This is a genomic window from Echinicola marina, assembly GCF_020463795.1.
Lineage (GTDB): Bacteria > Bacteroidota > Bacteroidia > Cytophagales > Cyclobacteriaceae > Echinicola > Echinicola marina.
The window spans coordinates 4740252-4761297 of the sequence record NZ_CP080025.1; the positions used below are offsets into that span (position 1 = coordinate 4740252).

Below are 21046 nucleotides of genomic sequence, written 5' to 3' on the forward strand. Positions count from 1 at the left end.
ACTCATTTCTTTCCATCTTACCTACTCACACTTGCCCTAATTCTTCAAAATGGAAATATTATTATTGCTGATTTACTCGGGTATTGTTTGGTTGATCTTTTTTAAGTTCAAGCTGCTACCTTGGAATACCATTTCTCAAGCCATAGTCATTATCATTCCTGTGGTGGCCATTGCCCTACTCATATTGATACTCAATATTGTAGCACCCTCATCCCATGATGTTAGGGTCATGAATTATAATGTGGAGATAGTCCCTCGAGTGACTGGCTTGGTGGTAGAAGTCCCCATCTCTCCCAACCAACATGTCAAAAAAGGAGAAGTTTTGTTCAAAATCGACCCCACCCCCTTCACGTTAAAAATCAAAAAACTGGAAGCCAAACTACCTGAGCTTGAAGCAAAATTGGTAGGAGCAAAGGCATTTGACAGGGAATTGGAATCCCAGCTAACCACTGCCAACAGCCAAATCCAAGTCATCAACACACAAATTGCACTGGCCAAAAAGCGTTTTGCCCAAACAAAAGAACTGGCCGAAAGTGGGGCTGGATCACAGTTTGAATATGAAGAAGCGGAAACCAACTTAAATAACCTTCAAGCACAACTTGCTGTGGCACAATCCCAAAAATCCCAAGTTATCCAAAAACTCTCTGCTCAGACAGAAGAAGGTGAATTGGCCGAAATATCACAGGCAAGAGCTGCATTGGTACAGACCAAGTCAGATATCGCCTATGCCCAGTGGGAACTGGATCAGACGGTCTACCGAGCCCCTGCAGATGGCAGGGTGATCAACCTCCAACTCCGAAAAGGTGCCATGGCCGTACAATTTCCCATCAAGCCAGTCATGACTTTCATCGAAGATGAGCAGTGGGTAGTTGCCCTTTTTCATCAAAATGAGCTTCGATATGTAGAAAATGGCAATGAGGCGGAAGTAGCTATCCGTACACATCCTAATAGGATCATCAAATGTGAAGTGGAGCACATTGTATGGGCCAATGCCCAAGGCCAATTGACTACTTCAGGCAGGCTCCCTGACACTAGGATAGATGGCTATCATGAAGGGCGTTTTGCTGTAAGACTGAAAATAGATCAAAACGAGGATATTTTTCTTGCTCCAGGAGCTGTAGGACAAGGAGCCATATACACTAAACATGGAAAAATCATTCACCTAGTTAGAAAAGTAATTATCAGAGTGGGAACAAAAATGGATTGGCTTGTACTTAAACTGCACTGATCTTATGAAGAATTTACCCTTTTCCTTTATCGGTATTGTTTTGGTATTATTAGGCCTTTATCCCTTTTCATGCAAGGTAAAAGAACCGCCAAGTCCTGAAGAGCTTCAGGAACAAGCTTTCGCCAATTTTATTCTCCCATCCACCTGGCAACAAGCGCAAGAATCGCAATCTGATTCTACTATGTTTATCGAAAATTGGTTAATGGAATTTTCAAACCCCATACTGGACACGCTTGTTCATGAGGCATTGGAATACAATTTGGATTTAAACGTGGGGGAAGCCCGTCTTTCGCAAGCTGAAGGCTATGTAAAGATGTCCAAAAGTGCGCTCAGCCCAGCTCTCAATATCTTAGGGCGGGAAAACAGCAAATTAGGTGGCGACTTTGCAGGAGGATTGAACGGTGCTATATTTTCAGCCGCATGGGAGTTAGATATTTGGGGCAAGCTCCGAAATGCCAAACATGCCCAAATCCAAGAATATGAAGCTGCCGCCATGGACCTCAGCTTTGCCAAACTTTCCATTGCGGCTGCTGTGGTCAGGAACTATTACCTGGCCATTGAAATCTATATGGAAAAAGAACTCGCCTCGGAAATGCTTGACCTTTCTGAACAACTAGTAAAAATCGCCGACAAGCGCTTTCAGGTAGGAATTGGTAATGAAAAGGACCTTGCTGTAGCTAAGGCGAGCCTTAACAATATCAAAGACGGTTTTAGCTTGCTGGAACTGGCTTATAACAACCAAGTCAGGGCGCTAGAACTGCTATTGGGCAGATACCCTTCCAGTCTTATAAGCCTAGAGGGTGATTTGATGGAAATCAACAGTATCATCCCTGCAGGCATTCCTCTTCAGATATTAGAAAGGAGACCTGATGTCTTAGCGGCCCAACATCGATTCAACGCAAGTTTTCATCGTGTCAGATCAGCCAAAGCAGCTAGGCTTCCTCAAATCAGCCTAACAGGAACTTTTGGGGCTGTGCACAGCAATATTTTTTCCTTGGTCCCTGAATTCTCCAATCCCATCAGGAGTTTAGGAGGTTCCCTGGTAGCTCCTATCTACCAAGGAGGTCTTCTCAAGGAAAACCTTGAAGTCAAAACCTATGAGCAAGAACAGGCGGTTTATGAATATGCCCAAACAGTATTGGCTGCCATAAATGACGTAGAAACCGCACTTGAAACGGTACAAACAGTAGACCGAAGAGAAAAAATACTAAAAGAGGAAGTCAAGCAGAACCAAAAAGCCTATGAGCTTCAAGAAATATCCTATAAAGTAGGTAAATCAGACCTTAGGGATCTTACCTTACAACAGATGGACTTATATACTTCCCAGATCACTTTGCTTCGAGTGCAAACAGAAAAAATCATACAAAGGGTCAACCTATATCTTGCCTTAGGTGGATCTATGTAGGATTTAATCTTCTTTGAACTTCTGCCAAAAATTCTTATTATCAATAACTGGCAAATTTTGATGTTTTTAAAACATTATCTGTATATCCGCTAATCCGCCATTAAGTATACCCTTCAAAACATTCTCACAAAAATGACACATATTTCACAGAAACAATTAATTAAACCTGTCTTCCGCCAGTTAGATCCGTGGAATCCGTGAGAACTAAACCACTATGCACTAGAAGTGCATAGGTTTGTTCAAGAATGAAATTCTGATACTTACTCCAGGATAAAATTATCCTGATCGTCAGTATTCGAGATGTCTCGATGGTGTTCTAAATACTCCTCAACCATCTTATCTGTTATATTGCCTGTACTCCAAGCACCATAACCAATAGCCCAAAAATGGCGACCCCAATAGCGTTTGCTTAATTCTGGATAATCCGATTGAAGACGTCGTGAAGTTCGACCTTTCATACGCTTTACCAAGTCGCTTATCGAATGTTTCGGGCTATATTCAATATGCATGTGAACATGATCATTACTTATTACGCCCTGAAGAATCCTAACATCTTCTGCATCACATATTTGTTTCAGCAAATCCCTACAGCGCCGTTGAACATCTCCTCGTAGTACAGGATAACGATACTTGGTAACCCAAACTATGTGGACTGTCAACCAACTCACTGTATGGTTTCCTCGACGATTGATTGATCCCATTTTCCAATATTGAAAAATTTATCCTAAACTGAAAGTCTTGCACTGAAAGTGCATAGTTTTCACTAGCGATTGAGACCAATAAAGCTACTGGTGTGAAAACGGATAATTACAAAACATTATTAACTTACCAATTAAAAGAAAAAGAGTAAATAATCCTCGGGGCAAGCCCACGAGGCATTATTGGTCAATCGAATATTTTTAATTGATAATTGGTCTTCAATTTTTTATATCCTTTTTCCAGCCCTTGACTCTTTACATAATTAGCGATCTTTTCCTCTGTTCCATGTTGGCCTACCGTATTGACAAAATATCCCTTACCCCAAAACTCCCCTCCCCAGAGCTGTTTTTTCACCTCTGGGCATTCTTTAAACACCTCTCGTGACACTAAACTCTTTATCGTTCTCACTATTTTGGTTATACTATACGTTGGAACCGATTGGATCAGAAAATGTACATGGTCAGCATCTGTACCGATTTCCAGAAATTTAATCTCATATCTTAGTTCTATCTGTTCACACGTCGATGTCAGAACTTTATCAACCTCTTTACTGAACACTACTCGTCTATATTTTGCTGAGCAAACTATATGGTACAGCAAAACTGATACATTATGACTCTTATGGATATACTTACTTTCTTGCGACATCGAGTCACAAGATAGTAAAACGAGGCTAGCCTCGGGGAATTTGACCCTAAGAGATTAAATGGAAGCCAGGAAACTTTCGATGAAATGGTTTGAACTATGGGAATCAGGAAACTTCATAGAGCTGCCCATAACAGAGGATTTTATCCATATTAGCCCATATGGTGTCATTGAAGGAAAAGATACCTATATAAACTTAATAGAGGCGAATAAAGATAAATTTCTTGGTCATCGATTTGAAATACATGACAGCCTTTACGGCAATGATAAATCGTGTATACAATACACCGCTATTCAGGACAATTTTCGCTTAGAAGTTACGGAATGGCATTATTTTAAGCAGGGGCTGATCCATAAAATCAAGGCATATTATAATATTCCTGGAGAAATCCGAGAAGACCGAAAATTAGAGGCCCTATAATATTTTCGAAAAGCCTATAGCGCATAAATTCTTAACTAAGCTAAAAAAATATAAGCTCGGAATATCTTTAATACACTGAAAAACAGCCTTCCAGGAATTTGTTCAAAATATATCCGACCCTAAAAACGAAGAAGGAATTTGAATAACTTTCAAATTCCTTCTTCGTTTTCTTTTTTGTTCTATTCTCCCAGAATATGACGCAACTTTTTCAAATAAGCTTCAGCATAACGCTGCATGCCTAAGTCAGTGGGGTGTGTTCCATCAACAAAATCATCATTCCCCAACCCTATTTCTTCATAAGTCATCAAATGCAAATTCTCAAAGCCTTGGGTCTTTAGCTTGTAAAAACTATCCTCGGTCCAACTATTAAGATCTGTATAGGTCTTTTTTCTTACAGGATCGATCAAACCATCTGAATATCCTGCATGTTCTACCAACAAAACCGGTGTATCAGGATGTTGCTCATTTAAGGTCTTGACAGCATCTTCGATCTTGGCCTTAACAACTTCCTCTGTAAAACCTCCTCCAGGTCCCAAATTTGGCAAACAGTCCAATACAAAAATCTTAGCATCAATGGTCTTGATATAGTCGATCAATTCCGGCTCCAACCTACCGTTTCCTGAAAAGGCCAAATTGATAATTGGCTCATCTAATTCTCTCCCAACGATATTTGTCCATGCCATTCCTGGGCGGGAGGCACATGCCCCTTGCGCTATAGAAGTTCCATAAACCACGACAGGTTTTTCTGTCCGTTTTGCCTTGAAACTGAATTGATCATTTGGTCCTACGCCAATCATCAAACTATCAACATGATTATATAAAGGAAGATAAAGCTGGTATTCCCTTCCATCCTCAGGACTTTCCGGAGTAATAAACTGATAACTTACCTCCTTCCCGAAACTATACTTTCCTCTGACCCAAATCCATTTACCAGTATCATCCTTTGTATAAAGGTCAAGACCGCTTACCCCTGTTGCAGGCATATGCGGCATTTGTAGATTACCACCTGGTTTATATTTTATCTTGATTTCTGCCGCATCAGATTGAAACCTCAACAATAAACCTGCTGAATGGCGAGACAATCCCCAAACAGGTTTCCTGACTTTTTCCTCTGCATCATCAGGTAATCGATTATATGCTATATTGTCAAATCCCTGTCCCTCCAAAACTAATTCATGAGCCTGCAGAGGGTCATACCAGGTAAGTTCTTGGGCAAAACCTGACAAAAAACTGGCTAAAAGTAAAACTGGTATTAAATAAATTTTCATGATTAGATAGGTATTTATTTCATCACTTGCTCTTTTCTCTGAGCTTCAAAATCAGCATCATATTCAGAATTTTTCTCAGTTGGAACAGCTGCATTAGTAGATGCTCTCCATTCACGAAGCTTTAATAACAGCTCCTCCACCTTTTCATGATGGTCCTCAGCCAGATTATTTTGCTCAGTCAAGTCTTCCTCAAGATTGTATAGTTCCAAATCGCCATCCTCAAAATACTCGTGCAATTTCCATTTGCCTGACCTTATCACAGATCCTGGACGAGTCCTGAAAAGAGGGTCTTTTGACTGGTCATCCTTAGGAGAATAAGCTTCCAGATAAATAGGGAAATGCCAGAACAAATCTCTTTCTTTTAATTCCTCATTTTCAAATAATAATGGACTCAAATCTTGACCATCCAAGTTCCTATTTACTTCCTCAGCATTGATCACTGCTTGTAAGGTTGGAAAGAAATCCATTTGCAAAACAGGTTCATCTACCTTTTTACCGGCTTTGATCAATCCTGGATATTTAATTACCAAAGGCACCCTAATCCCCCCCTCGTAATATGATCCTTTACCAGCTCTCAGTGGATATTGATTGGAGGTTTTCCTAATGCCACCATTGTCTGAAGTGAAAATCACCATGGTATTTTCTTCAAGTCCTAAAGCGGAAAGGCTTTCCAAAAGACGCCCAACATTCTCATCCATCGAATAGACCATAGCAGCGTAAACAGCATTATCCTGCCCACCTGAACCTTTTTTGGCTTTGAACTTTTCGACCAACTCTAGTTTACCCATCAAAGGACTATGAACAGTATAGAAAGGCAAATACAAAAAGAAAGGCCTATCCTGGTTGTCTTCCACGAATTTGATAGCTTCATCTGTCAGCCTATCGGTAAGGTACTCCCCTTCATGGCCATCCTCAATATGCTCAATATTATATGGACTGAAATACCCGTCTTTGCCAGGATTTCCTCTGTGATTACCACCAATATTGACATCAAAGCCCATCGTGGTTGGATCCTCACTGACATGCCACTTACCAAAAGTACCAGTGGTATAGCCATTGGCATGAAACATCTCTCCTATCGTAAACAAAGAATCTGAAAGTGAATCAATATTTTTGGTAGGAATCAATTTTCGGGTTTTGGCATTTCCCCTATCCGAAGGACTTACCGTATAAACCCCATGCCTTGGACCATACTGGCCACTGATCATATTGGCCCTTGAAGGTGCACAGTTGGATGCTCCAGCATAAGCATTGGTAAAAACCATTCCCTCTTGGCTAAATTTATCCAAATTTGGAGTCTCGTAGTAATCACTCCCCATAAAACCCAAGTCTTTCCAGCCCAAATCATCTACATTGATCAAGATGATATTTGGTCTTTTCTTATCAGAGGACTTTGATTCTTTATCCGTACAGGCCCCGAAGGCCACATTGGCCAACGCGAGCATAAAGGAAAATAGTCTGGCTGTTTTAAGCATTAACGATATTATTATAAAGACACTGTTAATTTTCAACAGAAGCCATTTCAAGCATTTTGTCAACGAACTTCCAGTTAGCAAATGCAGGAGAGGCATGTTCATTAGCAACGATCTCATCCAATTGTTTTAAAATTTCCGGATGAGCAACTGCCACATCATTTTCTTCATTTCTATCTGCTTCCAAGTCGAATAGTTGCCATGGATTTTCAGGATTCTTTGCAAGATCTGTTTTTACACCTTTCCATTTCCCCATACGAATGGCCAGCTGTCCCCTTTTTTCAGGATATTCAAAGTACAAAAACTCATGGGACAGTTGCGCTGAATCATTTCCTAACAAAGTAGGTAAAAAAGATATTCCATCCGAATAAACAGGTACATTTGCCCCAGTTAATTCTCCCAAGGTTGCCATTACATCATACTGGGCAGAAATATGGTCGGTAGTACTTCCTGCTTTAATTTTCCCGGGCCACCAAGCGATCATTGGCATCCTGATTCCTCCTTCATAAACATCCATTTTCAAGCCTCTCAAACCAGCTGTGCTTTCAAAGTATCCCGCATCTACCCCACCGTTAAAAGTTGGGCCATTGTCACTTGAAAAAATCACTATGGTATTTTCATCAAGTCCTAATTCACCCAGCAAAGTAAATATTTTCCCTACTTCCTGATCTAAATAACTGATCATAGCTGCATACGCGGACTTAGGAAACTCATGTGGCGCATAGCCCTGCTGTCCCAGATAGGGTTCTTCCTCAAATTTGCCCAAATAAGGTTTCAAAGCCTCATTCGGAACTTGCAATGAAACGTGAGGAATGGTATAAGGTAAGTAAAGGAAGAATTCCTCGTCTTTATTCTGACGAATAAAATGTTCTGCTTTTTCTGTCATCTTGTCCACGGCATATTCCTCTCCTATATAAGCATCGAAAAAGCCTTCATCACCAAATTTCAAATCATTCTTTTTGAAATTCTCCAATGCTACTTGATTGCCTTTACTGCCTCGTGAAGAAGGAGTATGAACAAAAATATAGGGGTTGTTTAGGCTATCCCATTGGTCATTTTCCCATAAATGGGTAGGATAGAAATTATGTGCCTGACGCTGATCCAGAAAACCATAAAAATAATCGAATCCCTGTTTATTGGGATGGCCCTCATTCCCGGTCATTCCCAATCCCCACTTGCCTATCCCAGCAGTCTTATAACCGGCATTTTGGAGCATTTCACCAATAGTCACCAGAGAATCTGGTATAGGCTGTTGTCCATTTTCCACCTCATCAGTAAAACTAGCTGGAAGTACTGGCTTATTGCCTCTGATATATGAATGCCCTGTATGCATACCCGTCAATAGAGCACATCTAGCAGGAGCACAAACGGGAGAAGCTGTATAATGCTGATTGAACAACATCCCTTCTTGGGCCATTTTATCCAAATTAGGTGTCTTGATCTTATCCTGGCCATTGGGGCCTATCTCACCAAAACCAAGGTCATCTGCATAGATATAAATGATATTAGGTCGCTTCATATGACCCGCTTCCTTCTTTTTTGTTTTTTGACAAGAACTAAACCCCATCAGGATTGCAAACCCAAAAACAATATACAATATGTTTTTCATTGAATTTATATTTTAATTCCTTTCTAAAAATACACATTTATATTCAATTTAAAACCAAAGCTTTCATTTCCTTACCTATGAAAACAAAAAAAGTGCTATGTCTTCTCAAACATAGCACCTTTTACTATTCATTATTGGATTTTATTTTTTATTTATGGTCGGATTACTGATGTCTTGATGAAAAATCTCTTCGGCCTCAGTATCCTCATACTTCTTAATCGCTTCAAGTAATTTGGTCTTCATTTCTTTTTCTACTTCCTGATAAGCCTCCTCTCCTGATACATTGTTCATTTCTGAAGGGTCCTTTTCCAAATCAAATAATTCCCAAGATTCTACTTGATTATAATATCTGATGATCTTATATCGATCAGTTTTCACGCCAAAATGTGGAGAAACATTATGCTCTCCTACTTCATAATAATGATAATAAAGCACTTCCCTACCTTTTTCAACTTTACCAGTTAATACTGGCAGCATGGATTCCCCTTGGAGATCTTCTGGGATAGCAAGACCTGCTGCATCCAATAAAGTAGGCGCAATATCCAGGTTCATGACCATAGCTTCAGATTTTGTACCAGGAGCTATTACTCCTGGATATTTCATCATCATGGGAGTGCTAAAGGATTCTTCATACATAAATCGCTTATCAAACCATCCATGTTCTCCCAAATAAAACCCCTGATCTGAAGTATAAATAACAATGGTGTTCTCCTCTAATCCATTTTCTTTCAAATAATCCAAGGTCCTACCGATGTTTCTATCCATGGACGCTGCAGTTGCCAAATAATCACGCATATATTGTTGGTATTTCCACTCTACCAACTCCTTCCCTGATAAATTACTCGCTTTAAGTTCCTCACGAATAGGTGCATAATGGTCAAAAAAAGCTTTCTTCTGCTCATCGGTCATGCGTTTAACATTATTATCCCCTACTTCATCAGGAAACATTTTAAGATCATAGCCCATGATCATGGTTTTGTCAACAGACATGTCATTTTCCATAGCAGCCAAGCGACCTTCATAATTATCGTAGAAATTATCAGGAATGGGGAAAGTCACATCACTATACATGTCCATGTCCTTCAGATCAGGCATCCAAGTCCTGTGTGTAGCCTTATGACCAATCACCACACAAAACGGCTTCTCTGGATCTCTACTATCCAACCAGTTTTCTGCGGCATCTTCTACAAGATCGCTTACATACCCTTCTTTTCTCACACGCTCCGCTTTACCTTTAACTATAAAGTCAGGGTTAAAATAGAATCCTTGACCAGGAAGAATTTCATAATAATCTAAACCTTGGGGATTTTCTCCCAAATGATACTTCCCGATCCATGCCGTTTGATAACCAGCAGCTTGCAAATGTTTCACAAATTGGTCCTGTCCTGGATTGAACTTACTATCCGTGTTTCTTCTAAAACCGTTCACATGACTGTATTTACCTGTCAACAATACAGCACGGCTTGGTCCACATATAGAATTGGTCACATAGGCGTTATTAAAAAGAACACCTTCATCGGCAATTCTATCGATATTTGGGGTCTCTGTAATAGTACTGCCATAGGCACTTATGGCCTGTCGAGTATGGTCATCCGAAATAATGATGACTATATTGGGCTGCTTTTGCTCTTTGGGCTTGGAACAAGAAAAAGCTGCGAGGGCAATAAATCCCCATATAATATTTCTAAACATGGAATAGTAATTTTATTTATTTGCTGTATATTTTTTTCCTAAATCATTGTCTCTCACCTCTGCCAATTTTTCCTTCAACCTGTTCTTGAACATTTCTACTACCTTGGCATACTGAGGATTATGCGATAAGTTATTAAATTGCTGTGGGTCATTGACCATGTCAAATAGTTCCATTCCTCCTGCCCCATCTTCTTCATATTGTATAAATGCCCAATCCTTATTTCTCAAAAGGAACAAATGCTTCCCATTCCATTTGGACACTGAAAATGCCATGTCCCTCACTTCAAACTCAGGATCATCCAAAGTCTTCACCAAACTTTTTCCCTGAATCGCATTCGGTAATTTTAGTCCTGCCAACTCAGCTACAGTGGGATACAAGTCAATCAATTCGGCAAAGGAATTGCTGACTGCAGGTTGCTTTCCAGGTACCTTGATAATCAAAGGCACCTTAGCCGATTCTTCATGAAGACTGACCTTCATCCAAAACTGATGTTCTCCCAGATGAAAACCATGATCCGACGTGAAAATCACTATCGTATTATCGCTTAAGCCTTCCACTTCCAATGCTTCCAATATCTTACCCACCTGCGCATCCATATAAGAAACCGACGCATAATAAGCGGCGATGGCCTTTTTCTCCTGATCTTCCGACATCCTTGCGTTTACACTAGTTACATAATTGATTCCATTGGCAGGAATATCATCCCAATCCCCTGCCACTTTTGGTGGCAAAACCATTTCCTGATAGGGATAGGGCTCAAAATACTGCTTTGGAGCAACAAAAGGCACATGTGGCCTAACCAAACCAACAGCCAGGAAAAATGGCTTGTCGCCTTTAGTTTTGATTAATTCTATGACCTTTTCAGCTGTTCTTCCATCAGAATGTGCCAGGTCATCGCCTTCCGCCTTCACGATGGTCATTACATTCCCTCCTTTCCTAGGAAGTTTACCAAAAGGATTTCCTTGTACCAACTCAGCCTCTCCCTCTGCCTTCCATTCCGGACCTTGGCTATTGTATCTTTCTGTCCAAGATGCTTCATCGTCGGCGCCATTAGAACCTGTCTCTATATCAATAGGAACTCCCATATGGAATATTTTACTCACCCTGGCAGTGTAGTAACCTTTGTTCTTAAAAAGCTGAGACCAGGTGACTTTGTCCTCGCCAATATTCTCTCTACCACTGGTATAACCAAAAGTCTCTGTCGCATGTGGATAATAACCAGACATAAAAGAAGCCCTAGATGGACCACAAATCGGAAACTGACAATAAGCCATGTCATACTGCATTCCCTCAGCAGCTAGTTTATCAATATTGGGCGTTATTTTCAAAGGATTGCCATAGGTAGAAACTGCATTCGCCGTCAAATCGTCGGCTATGATAAACAAGACATTGGGTTTTTCCTTTTTTTGTGCAAAAGCAAAGAGAGCATTTACACACATGAGAGCTGTGATCAGGTATTTCAATAGCTTACTTTTTTAAAGTGATGATTTAAAACTAAATAATTCAAAAGCTAAAATTTTATTTTTACTTCATAAAATTTCACCCCTACACCTAAAAACAAATTTAAAAAAACTAACGACAACTTTACCATAATTTTAAACCAATAAAACTGCTAATGGCAATTTTTTTATTAAACTATAAAATATTATCGATCCATTGCTATCCGTTAAATAATTTAAAAGACAGTTAACCGATCCTATTTCATATTGCAATCGAAAATAATTACATTTTGAATGTATCTTCTTTAACCCAATAAAAACTAAAAATTATGACGAAGAAAATATTAATGCTTGTCGGTGATTATGTGGAAGATTATGAAGCTATGGTTCCCTTTCAAGCCATGCTATCTGTAGGCCTGGAAGTGGATACCATAGGGCCCGAAAGAAACCAAGGAGAAACAGTTCCTACTGCCATCCATGATTTTGTGGGAGACCAAACCTATAAGGAAACACCGGGTCACCGTTTTGCCATCACCAAAGACTTTGATCAGGTAGACCCTGCTGATTATGACGGACTATATATTGCCGGCGGAAGGGCTCCGGAATATACACGATTGAATAAAAAAGTCCTTGAAATCACCAGGCATTTTTTTGACGCCGACAAACCAGTCGCTGCCATTTGCCATGGGATTCAAATCTTAACTGCGGCAAGAGTACTAAAGAACAGGACACTTACAGCCTATATAGCTATAGGACCTGATATTGAATTGGCCGGAGGCACTTGGAAAAACATTCCTGCAGACCAAGCTATTACTGATGGTAACCTGACCACCAGCCCAGCTTGGCCCGGTCACCCCGCTATCCTAAAGGAATTCTATAAATTATTGGGAATACAAATTTCGCATTCATAATCATTTATTTCTACCCTGAATCTATAGGCCCTGACAATTGTTTGGGCCTTATCCTTTTATAAGTAGTGACTAGTGAATTTTAAACAATCGTCCCTTTTATTGGTCTTATCTTATAAAAACACCATGCAATGAAAATTCTTCTTACAGGTGCCACAGGATATATTGGGAAGAGAATCCTCCCCTCATTGGTCTATAGTGGACATCATGTAGTATGTTGCGTTAGAGACAAAAATCGCTTTACATACCCAAAGGCTTTTGAGCAGCAAGTAGAAGTGGTGGAAGCCGATTTTTTGGATAAAAACTCTCTTCAATCCATCCCTAAGGATATTGATGGAGCTTATTACCTTGTCCATTCCATGTCCACTTCGGAAGATTTTAGTGAACTGGAATTTTACTCAGCCAAAAACTTTAGGACTTATCTAAACACAAGTCAAGTCAAACATATTATCTATTTGGGCGGCATTATTAATAATCAAGTACTTTCTAAACATTTATTATCCCGCAGAGCTGTAGAAGACGAACTGGCCAAAGGAAAATACCATTTTACCGCTTTGAGAGCGGGAATTATTATTGGCTCAGGAAGTGCCTCTTTTGAGATCATTAGGGATTTAGTGGAAAAACTACCTTTGATGATCGCACCAAAATGGCTGGCCACAAAATGTCAACCCATAGCTATAAGAAATGTAATTAGCTTTTTAAGTTTTTCCTTGTTTAATCCTAAGACTTATGACCAGCATTTTGATATTGGCGGACCTGATATTCTTACTTATAAGGAAATGCTCCTGGGCTACGCTGCCAATAGAGGACTCAAGAGAAAAATATGGATTGTGCCCGTAATGACTCCACGCTTGTCTTCCTATTGGTTGTTTTTTGTTACCAGCACCTCTTATAAACTAGCTGTTTCCTTGGTGGACAGCATGAAGGTCGAAGTCGTCTGTAAACCCAACACCCTTGCTGAAGAACTTGGCATTGTCACTATGGATTACCAGACAGCGCTAAGCAAGGCATTCACAAAAATCGATTCGAACGAAGTAATTTCAAGTTGGAAGGACTCCCTTATCAGTGGCCGTTTTGATCATGGCATTTCTGAATTCATCAATGTACCACAATTCGGCTGCATGATAGACCGCAGGACAATCCCTGTAGAAAATGAAGAAAAATGCTTAGAAAAAATATGGCAAATCGGTGGAGATACTGGATGGTACTATGCCAATTGGCTTTGGAAACTGCGTGGATTTCTCGACAAACTCTCTGGAGGTGTAGGACTAAGGCGAGGGCGTACCCACGTTCATACGATCAATAATGGAGATGCAGTGGACTTTTGGCGTGTTCTTTATGCACAAAGAGAAGAGAAAAGATTGCTACTATATGCCGAAATGAAAGTTCCTGGAGATGCCTGGTTAGAGTTCAAAATTGACAATCATACTTTGATACAAACCGCTACATTTAGACCAAAGGGGCTATGGGGAAGGATCTATTGGTATACAGTCCTACCCTTTCATGGGGCTCTTTTTGGGGGAATGATCAGGAAATTGGCCAGTTAATATACTGAAGACGTTTCGCAGTTAAGAATCTCTTCTTAGTTGGATTATACGCATTATTTTTTCTGAATTCACTCAATTCATCTAAATTATGGATGGGGCCACTCCTGCCTTCCTCTATCAATAAATCCCCTTGGATGATTTCAAATTGATTTTAATAAAATCATCAAAACAAATACCTTTAATCGGCCTTGCCATCCTTCATTTTCTCTAAAACTCCGAGCTATAAAAAAAGCTGTTGAAATCCTATTCCAACAGCTATTATAGTATAATTCATCAAAACGATCAATCCTCTACCTTTTTATCTAGAAACTTATCTCGTTCATAGGTTTCTATATGACGTTGTTTCTTGGTTTCATAAATATCTTTTAAAGTAATCATGATACCTGTCTCTTCTACTGCACCAAACTCATCGTTCATGGCCGTGCCAAAAGTCTTCATACTCGGTGAAAGGTTCATATAAGTATTGATCAATGGGGGAATATTTTCTCCCAAAGCCCTCACTCTTGTGTTGAGTATTTTATATCCTTCCTTATAATCTTTTCCTTCAAAGAGCTCCTTAAAACCCCTCACATCCGTTTTATAAGGCAAGGCACTGATAGGTGTCACCAAATGCTCGTTATCCGGAAAATAATGATTCATAAAATATAGGAGTAGATCTCTGGCCTCCGCATTGAAATGAGGAAACATGGTTACCTTGCCAAAAAGATATTCAACATCTGGGTTCAGTACCACTACAGCCCCGAGTCCATCCCAAAGATTATCCAAGGAAAAAACCCCTTTTCGATTATCCTTTCTTGGCTGGTATTTAGGCTGAACAAAAGACCTGCCCAGCTCAATAGTTTTTGGTAAATAGTCGTTCTTAAATTTATCGGTGAATTTAAATAAATGGGCGGTGGAAAGATTCACTTCACCGTATTCATTTTCTCCGGCATGTTTACATTTGATCAAGCGATATCCAGCAATGATCTCTTCCTCTTCCGGATTCCAGGCGATCAATTGTTCATAGCAATTTTCACAGGTGTCATTTTTATCGATATCCAAAGGCAATCCTGTTCCTCCTCCAGCACCTCTAAAGGTAAGCTCCCTAAGTCGTCCGATTTCCCGCATTACATTGGGGGAATTATGGTGATTTATTAAGTATACCTGATTATCACCATTATTGGTATGGCGTAAAAATCTCTCGGGTGTCAACTCCCTCTTTAAAATTTCCTTATCTACAGGCGCTATTATCTCTTGCATAAAAACTTAACTTTCTGTGGCTATGGAGTAAACGGTATTTTTCAGCTCCTCTGCCCAGTACTTTTCACTTTTAGAATCATCAAAATACTTGTAAGAAATCGGTTTTCCTACATGTATAGTTACTTTTTTGTTCTTTTGACCAAACATTTCATCGGCCAAATAGAGCATCTCAATATTTGCTTTGACCCCCAACTTTTTCCTGATCAGGGCCAGGTTATAAAAAAAAGACGAATTTTCCCCCTCTATATAAACGGGAACAATATCTTTTTTATATTTCTTTGCTTTGGCAATAAAGCTTTTCTTCCATTCCAAATCCTTGATTTCTCCCCCTTGCTTTCTGGATACCAGCCCAGCAGGAAAGACCAGCACCGCTTCTTTTCCACCATAGGTTTCCTCTATCAACCTTGCCGCTGATCTTCCATGTGCTCCGTGTTTATTAACTGGCACAAAAAGCGGTTCAAAATTTTTGATATTGGTCAATATATCGTTTACCAAAAACCGCAAATCCTCACGGTATTTCCCTAAAGCATACATGAAAGCAATACCATCCAAACCTCCCAAAGGGTGGTTGGAAGCAAATATTACGCTGTCTTTCAATGGAATATTTTCAGCTCCTTTAAGCTCAATCTTCACCCCAAATTCATCTATCAGCCCATTCACAAAATCCAAGCCCTGAAGATGACCTAGCTTGCCCATGATCTGATTGATTTCATCTTCATGGGCTATTCTTCGGATATAACTAAGTACAAAACCAGGAATCCACTTCAAAAGCGCCGGATTCTTGTCCTTAATTACTTTCCTTATTTCTATAAATTTATTTTCTGCCTCCTTCAACTGTGGATATTAAAATTTGACCAAAACTCTCCGCCAAACCTCACCAAACTTAAAGATTTGATAGACAGATTTATGCGGATTCACAAGGTGATTAAATGATCTTATTTGACGCCCATTGTTTAGGCTTCAAAAGCTAAAAATACAAAAAATTCACAAAGGGACACTTAAAAATTAATGCTTACCGACCTATTAGTCCACTTATTCTATCGTTATTGTTTCTGTTACCACAGGGCCAACCATAAAATATCCCAAAGCAGCTTTCTCTCCCTCAAGCAATTGGATATTGCTTGGCGGATTTTCGGGCAAGGGACTAAAAAGCCCTCCATCATTAAAAAGAAAACCCTGGAGGCTTTCTAGAAAATCATAGGCATCCTTATTTAACCTATAAAATGAAATCCTTGCCACATCCCCCTTTCTAAAAACTATATTGTCAATATCAAAACCATCTTCCAGCGCATCCGAGCCAAAGGTATCATCAAAAAGCAGGTAATCACCCCTCCTATTTAGCAAGGTGTCATTGCGGATTACTTTTATCCTGTAATAATTATTTTCCTCAAAAGGGACTTTTCCATGCAATGTGATATAATATCCCTCATCCCTGACCAAATTACCTTCCTTAAAAGAATAGCTCAAACTATCTATCTTTGGCGATTCCAGCAATGTGCCTTTAGACACATAATGTTCGTTCCCGAGCTTTACATGTAATGAATAATTTTGTCCTTGCCTTCCTGCGACATTGGTTTGGGGAAGGTACTTTAGAGAACTGTTCACAAATTGAAAATCATACCTTATTTGTCTGTCTTCATGAACAATGTACACTTCAGCATTTTCAATGGCTTTAAATCCTGTAGAATCATAATAATTACGGCTTCTACTTATTATTACCTCATTAAGTCCCCTGTTATCAGTCCAACTCCCCTCTATTACTGTTTGGAATGGCGCAGACTGCAATACAGGCCTCACCTCTTCCAAACAAGCACTGAGAAAAAGCATCATGAGAATGGTTCCATACTTCAAGAATTTCATAAGTTTAAAATTCAAAATTATAGGATATCGATGGCATTACTGTAAATAAATACGTCATCACCACTCCAGGTCTTTTAGAAAATATTTCATCACCTGGAGAAGATTGGTACCTCACATCATTATTGATGATGTCTGTAAACTGATATAAATAGGGATTTTTTCGTGCATAGAGATTATAGATGCTAAAACTCCAGCTGCCTTTCCATTTTTTGCCTTTGTCTCTATTTTTCCATGTAATAGCTGCATCCATACGGTGATAGTCAGGAAACCTGTCTTCATTTCTTCTGGGGCCGTACAGCGGAATCTCTTGGCTGTCCATTGCATAAGCCCCCACGGGAAAGCTTACTGCTTGACCAGTAGAATATATAAATGTAATATTGGCCAGCAATCTAGGATTAAATATGCGCTGAACCACCAAACTTATATCATGAGGTCTGTCGTATCGTGGATTATAGGCTTCGTCCAAACTAATACCTGACACCTTTCTATAAGTCCTCGAATAAGTATAGCTGAGCCAACCAGTAAAGCTTCCTGATATTTTCTCCAGCATAAATTCAGCTCCATAAGACCATGCCTTACCTTTTAATAATTCCCCTTCAATATTATCAGTAAACAATAGATCAGCTCCCGGCTTCGCGTCTACGATATTGTCATAATCCTTATAATAAGCTTCCACAGAAAAGTCCCAAGCCTGCGCTCCAAATGACTTAAATAGGCCAACAGCATATTGATCAACCCTTTGTGGATCTATATATCGATTTGACAGCACCCACCTGTCTATGGGCAGACCTGCTGAATTGTTCGCTGCTACCTGTAAATACTGGTAGTTCCTGTTATAGGCTGCCTTCACTGAAAGTTGCTCATCAACCTTAAACCTAAAAGATAATCGTGGTTCCAAGCCCAGATAAGCCTTCATTTTCCTAAAAGGCTTATAAAAGACGGTATCCATTATAGCTTCTTCTTCACTGCTTGGATCATCTTTATAAATATACTCCACTCCTTTTCCTATTTGATTATAAGCACTTAACCTTAAACCCGCTTCCACTTTCAACTTTTCTCCGAAATTAAAATCTCCGGAAACAAATCCATCATATTGCAAAGCATTAACAGGGTTAGTGACTACGGCCTCCAGACTACTCTCTGGATCAACCTCCATTTCTAATGGAAAAAAATGATAGTACCTATTTTGTACTCCAGCCTCCAAATTCACTCCTTCATCTACTATCCAATTCATGCTTCCTTTTACCCCAGCCTCTGAAAGCAGGTTCTGCCAAGTAAAGCCATCCTCCTCATCTTCAATATGCAAATCATAGCCATATTGTGAATAATATCCGTTGACTTCCAAAAACAGATTATCCTTGATAATATGATTCCAATTAAGGCTATTGATCCAATTTTTCCAGCCAAAGGCAAACAGTTTATCCACCTCCAAATAATCATTTCCTAAAAACGTGGTAAAGGTGATTCTATCTTGGCTTCCTGCTCTAAATTCAAACTTACCTCCCAAATCATAAAAGTATAGTAGGTTATTTTTAATCTCTTCATTTCCAAAAGCCTTCAAAAACAAATCAGCATATGTTCTTCTAGCTGAAAGCACAAAGGAAGATTGTTCAGAAAATAATGGGCCATCCAAACTCAACTTGGAACTGATCGTCCCTATACCGCCCTCTCCATGAATCCTGTCTGTCCTGCCAGTTTTCATCTTCACATCTACTACTGACGACAATCTTCCTCCAAGCCTTGCAGGTATGTTGCCCCGATAAAGATCCACGCTTTCCAGCGCATCAGGATTAAATACTGAAAAGAAGCCAAAGAAGTGCGAAGGATTATATACTGGAGCCCCATCAAGTTGTATCAGGTTTTGGTCCGCTGAACCACCCCTTACAAATAATCCCGTCGTGCCTTCACCTGCCGTCTGTATCCCTGGCAATAACTGCAGGCTTCTCAATACATCCACCTCCCCAAATAGTGATGGGATGTTTTTCAAAGTACTGATGGGTAGGCTGTTTCTTCCCATTGTCACGCTTTCCACAGGGGAGATTTCCGTATTCCCTTCTATAACCACTTCATCTAAATGCTGTAATAATTCCCTCAACTCCAAGTTCAATTCATTCCTTGCACTCACACTGTCCATTACAATATGCTTCGATTCATAGCCAACAAAAGTTACCACCAAGGTTTTTGGCAATTGAAAAGCGGCTATTTCAAAAACACCATCTTTATCACTTACCACTGCATTCGTTTCTTCACCTTCCCAAAAAACTGACGCTCCAGGCAGTGCTTCTCCTGTTTTTTCTTCCTTTATCTGTCCACTTATTTTCCTGCCTGCTTGGCCTTTGCCTGTAATAGGACTCAAATATGCCAGCCAAAAAATCACCAGGCAAAATGAAAAAGACTTTATATGGATACGCTTGTTTATGCTATCGGGGTACATGGGTAATCAAAATCCTTTAACTTTTAATCCTTCTGCCTGAAAACAAAATTTTGAATTAAGATAGTATTTTTTTTATGATAACTATGCTAGTAAGTTTACTATTAACCATTTACCCAGATATACATACTTGACATAGCTCATGTACCGTAATAATTTTATGAGCATTGTTTCGTTTTGATTTAAAATTCCTAATTTCAAGGCATGATTTGGGCGTATCCTAATGTTTCTTTATTGAGTATTCTAGCGGTGATTTTCTCTCTGCTCTATGCGGTATATTTGTACCGGTTTTATATTATCAATAAAAAGTTAAAGGTTAAAACTCACCGGCTTTTTCTGAAAATGGGCCTGAGGGTACTTTATTTTCTTTTGTTTTTGGTGGCCTTGGCGGGCCCTTCTGTGGGAAATGCCACTAAGGAAATCAAACAAGAAGGCAAGGATATCTTCATTGCAATTGATCTTTCCCAATCCATGAACGCCCAAGATATAGGTCCTTCACGACTGCAAAGGGTGAAATTTGAGCTAAAAAACCTTGTTAAAAATTTCAGTACCGACCGCATCGGACTGATCATATTCAGTTCAGAAGCCTTTGTACAATGCCCCTTGACCTTTGATCAAAATGTATTGCAGCTCCATCTGGATGGCTTGCATACCAATTTGGTACCTAACTACGGAACGGATATTGCGGCCCCGCTGACCCTTGCCATTCAAAAGTTCAAAACAGACGAAAACCAAGATCCAAAGTCAAAATCCATTGTATTGATCAGTGATGGAGAAAACTTTGGTGATAACCTCAACGCCATCATTGATAATATGAAGGAGGAAGGCATCAGGGTTTTTAGTCTTGGTGTGGGTACAGAAAAAGGAAGTACTATCCCTAAGGGAAATGGCATCATCATGGACAAAAACTCCAATGGACCGGCCATCAGTAAGCTCTCCAGTAATACTTTGAAAAGAATTGCCAGCGAAACCAATGGCCAATATTTTGAGATAAGTGATGATGCACAGGAAATTCCACAATTGATTACTACTATTGAAAAGGTAGAGGGTACTGTAACTGGATCCAGAACTGTAGAAGCCTCCGCCAATAAATACTTCTATTTCCTATTAGCGGCTTTAGGCCTTGCCTTGTTGGACATGATATTGCCGCTTAGGACAATCAGTATGTAAATAGAGATGCCT

At 39.7% G+C, this 21046-nt stretch carries 17 protein-coding genes; 6 read left to right on the plus strand and 11 right to left on the minus strand.

From position 1 onward, the window contains the following. Positions 1-49 precede the first annotated feature (49 nt). Both KZP23_RS19315 and KZP23_RS19320 read left to right on the plus strand, forming a co-directional pair. Complete coding sequence (locus tag KZP23_RS19315; protein ID WP_226333405.1) at positions 50-1228, plus strand: HlyD family secretion protein; 1179 nt, start codon at positions 50-52, stop codon at positions 1226-1228. 4 nt (positions 1229-1232) lie between these two features. After that, positions 1233-2633: a TolC family protein gene (locus tag KZP23_RS19320; RefSeq protein WP_226333406.1), complete on the plus strand. Its 1401-nt coding sequence runs from the start codon at positions 1233-1235 to the stop codon at positions 2631-2633. A gap of 260 nt (positions 2634-2893) precedes the next feature. On the opposite strand, the gene tnpA (KZP23_RS19325) is transcribed toward KZP23_RS19320, so the two are convergent. Then, a complete protein-coding gene (gene tnpA, locus KZP23_RS19325) occupies positions 2894-3334 on the minus strand; it encodes an IS200/IS605 family transposase (protein ID WP_226332798.1) in 441 nt (146 codons plus the stop codon). Between the two features lie 184 nt (positions 3335-3518). Next, complete coding sequence (gene tnpA, locus KZP23_RS19330; RefSeq protein ID WP_226332430.1) at positions 3519-3980, minus strand: IS200/IS605 family transposase; 462 nt, start codon at positions 3978-3980, stop codon at positions 3519-3521. 58 nt (positions 3981-4038) lie between these two features. On the opposite strand from tnpA (KZP23_RS19330), the gene KZP23_RS19335 reads away from it, so the two are divergent. Further along, positions 4039-4398: a nuclear transport factor 2 family protein gene (locus KZP23_RS19335; RefSeq protein ID WP_226333407.1), complete on the plus strand. Its 360-nt coding sequence runs from the start codon at positions 4039-4041 to the stop codon at positions 4396-4398. A gap of 179 nt (positions 4399-4577) precedes the next feature. Here the strand turns inward: KZP23_RS19335 and KZP23_RS19340 are convergent, their stop codons facing one another. The 5 genes from KZP23_RS19340 to KZP23_RS19360 all read right to left on the minus strand — a co-directional run bounded on the left by KZP23_RS19340 (position 4578) and on the right by KZP23_RS19360 (position 11903). Further along, positions 4578-5666 carry an SGNH/GDSL hydrolase family protein gene (locus KZP23_RS19340; protein ID WP_226333408.1) on the minus strand — a complete coding sequence of 363 codons (1089 nt, stop codon included), beginning with the start codon at positions 5664-5666 and terminating at the stop codon, positions 4578-4580. A 14-nt stretch (positions 5667-5680) separates the two neighbouring features. Next, positions 5681-7141 (minus strand): sulfatase, encoded by a 1461-nt coding sequence (locus KZP23_RS19345; RefSeq protein WP_226333409.1) that lies wholly within the window; start codon positions 7139-7141, stop codon positions 5681-5683. A gap of 25 nt (positions 7142-7166) precedes the next feature. Continuing rightward, a complete protein-coding gene (locus KZP23_RS19350; RefSeq protein ID WP_226333410.1) occupies positions 7167-8747 on the minus strand; it encodes an arylsulfatase in 1581 nt (526 codons plus the stop codon). Positions 8748-8888: 141 nt separating this feature from the next. Further along, positions 8889-10439 carry a sulfatase family protein gene (locus tag KZP23_RS19355; RefSeq protein WP_226333411.1) on the minus strand — a complete coding sequence of 517 codons (1551 nt, stop codon included), beginning with the start codon at positions 10437-10439 and terminating at the stop codon, positions 8889-8891. 12 nt (positions 10440-10451) lie between these two features. Continuing rightward, positions 10452-11903: a sulfatase gene (locus KZP23_RS19360; RefSeq protein WP_317198015.1), complete on the minus strand. Its 1452-nt coding sequence runs from the start codon at positions 11901-11903 to the stop codon at positions 10452-10454. A gap of 305 nt (positions 11904-12208) precedes the next feature. On the opposite strand from KZP23_RS19360, the gene KZP23_RS19365 reads away from it, so the two are divergent. Both KZP23_RS19365 and KZP23_RS19370 read left to right on the plus strand, forming a co-directional pair. Further along, the gene (locus KZP23_RS19365) at positions 12209-12790 is read left to right on the plus strand and encodes a DJ-1/PfpI family protein (RefSeq protein ID WP_226333412.1); all 582 of its coding nucleotides are present in this window, start codon (positions 12209-12211) and stop codon (positions 12788-12790) included. Positions 12791-12918: 128 nt separating this feature from the next. Then, entirely contained in the window at positions 12919-14334 is a 1416-nt protein-coding gene (locus KZP23_RS19370) for an SDR family oxidoreductase (RefSeq protein WP_226333413.1), read from the plus strand. 282 nt (positions 14335-14616) lie between these two features. Here KZP23_RS19370 and KZP23_RS19375 read toward each other — a convergent pair whose 3' ends face one another. From KZP23_RS19375 to KZP23_RS19390, 4 genes are all read right to left on the minus strand, one after another. Continuing rightward, the gene (locus KZP23_RS19375) at positions 14617-15573 is read right to left on the minus strand and encodes a GNAT family N-acetyltransferase (protein ID WP_226333414.1); all 957 of its coding nucleotides are present in this window, start codon (positions 15571-15573) and stop codon (positions 14617-14619) included. Between the two features lie 6 nt (positions 15574-15579). Further along, a complete protein-coding gene (locus tag KZP23_RS19380; protein ID WP_226333415.1) occupies positions 15580-16407 on the minus strand; it encodes a 1-acyl-sn-glycerol-3-phosphate acyltransferase in 828 nt (275 codons plus the stop codon). A 198-nt stretch (positions 16408-16605) separates the two neighbouring features. Then, positions 16606-17433: a DUF4249 domain-containing protein gene (locus KZP23_RS19385; protein ID WP_226333416.1), complete on the minus strand. Its 828-nt coding sequence runs from the start codon at positions 17431-17433 to the stop codon at positions 16606-16608. A gap of 4 nt (positions 17434-17437) precedes the next feature. Next, positions 17438-19867 (minus strand): TonB-dependent receptor, encoded by a 2430-nt coding sequence (locus KZP23_RS19390; RefSeq protein WP_226333417.1) that lies wholly within the window; start codon positions 19865-19867, stop codon positions 17438-17440. Positions 19868-20068: 201 nt separating this feature from the next. On the opposite strand from KZP23_RS19390, the gene KZP23_RS19395 reads away from it, so the two are divergent. After that, positions 20069-21034 (plus strand): vWA domain-containing protein, encoded by a 966-nt coding sequence (locus KZP23_RS19395; RefSeq protein WP_226333418.1) that lies wholly within the window; start codon positions 20069-20071, stop codon positions 21032-21034. Positions 21035-21046: the final 12 nt, after the last annotated feature.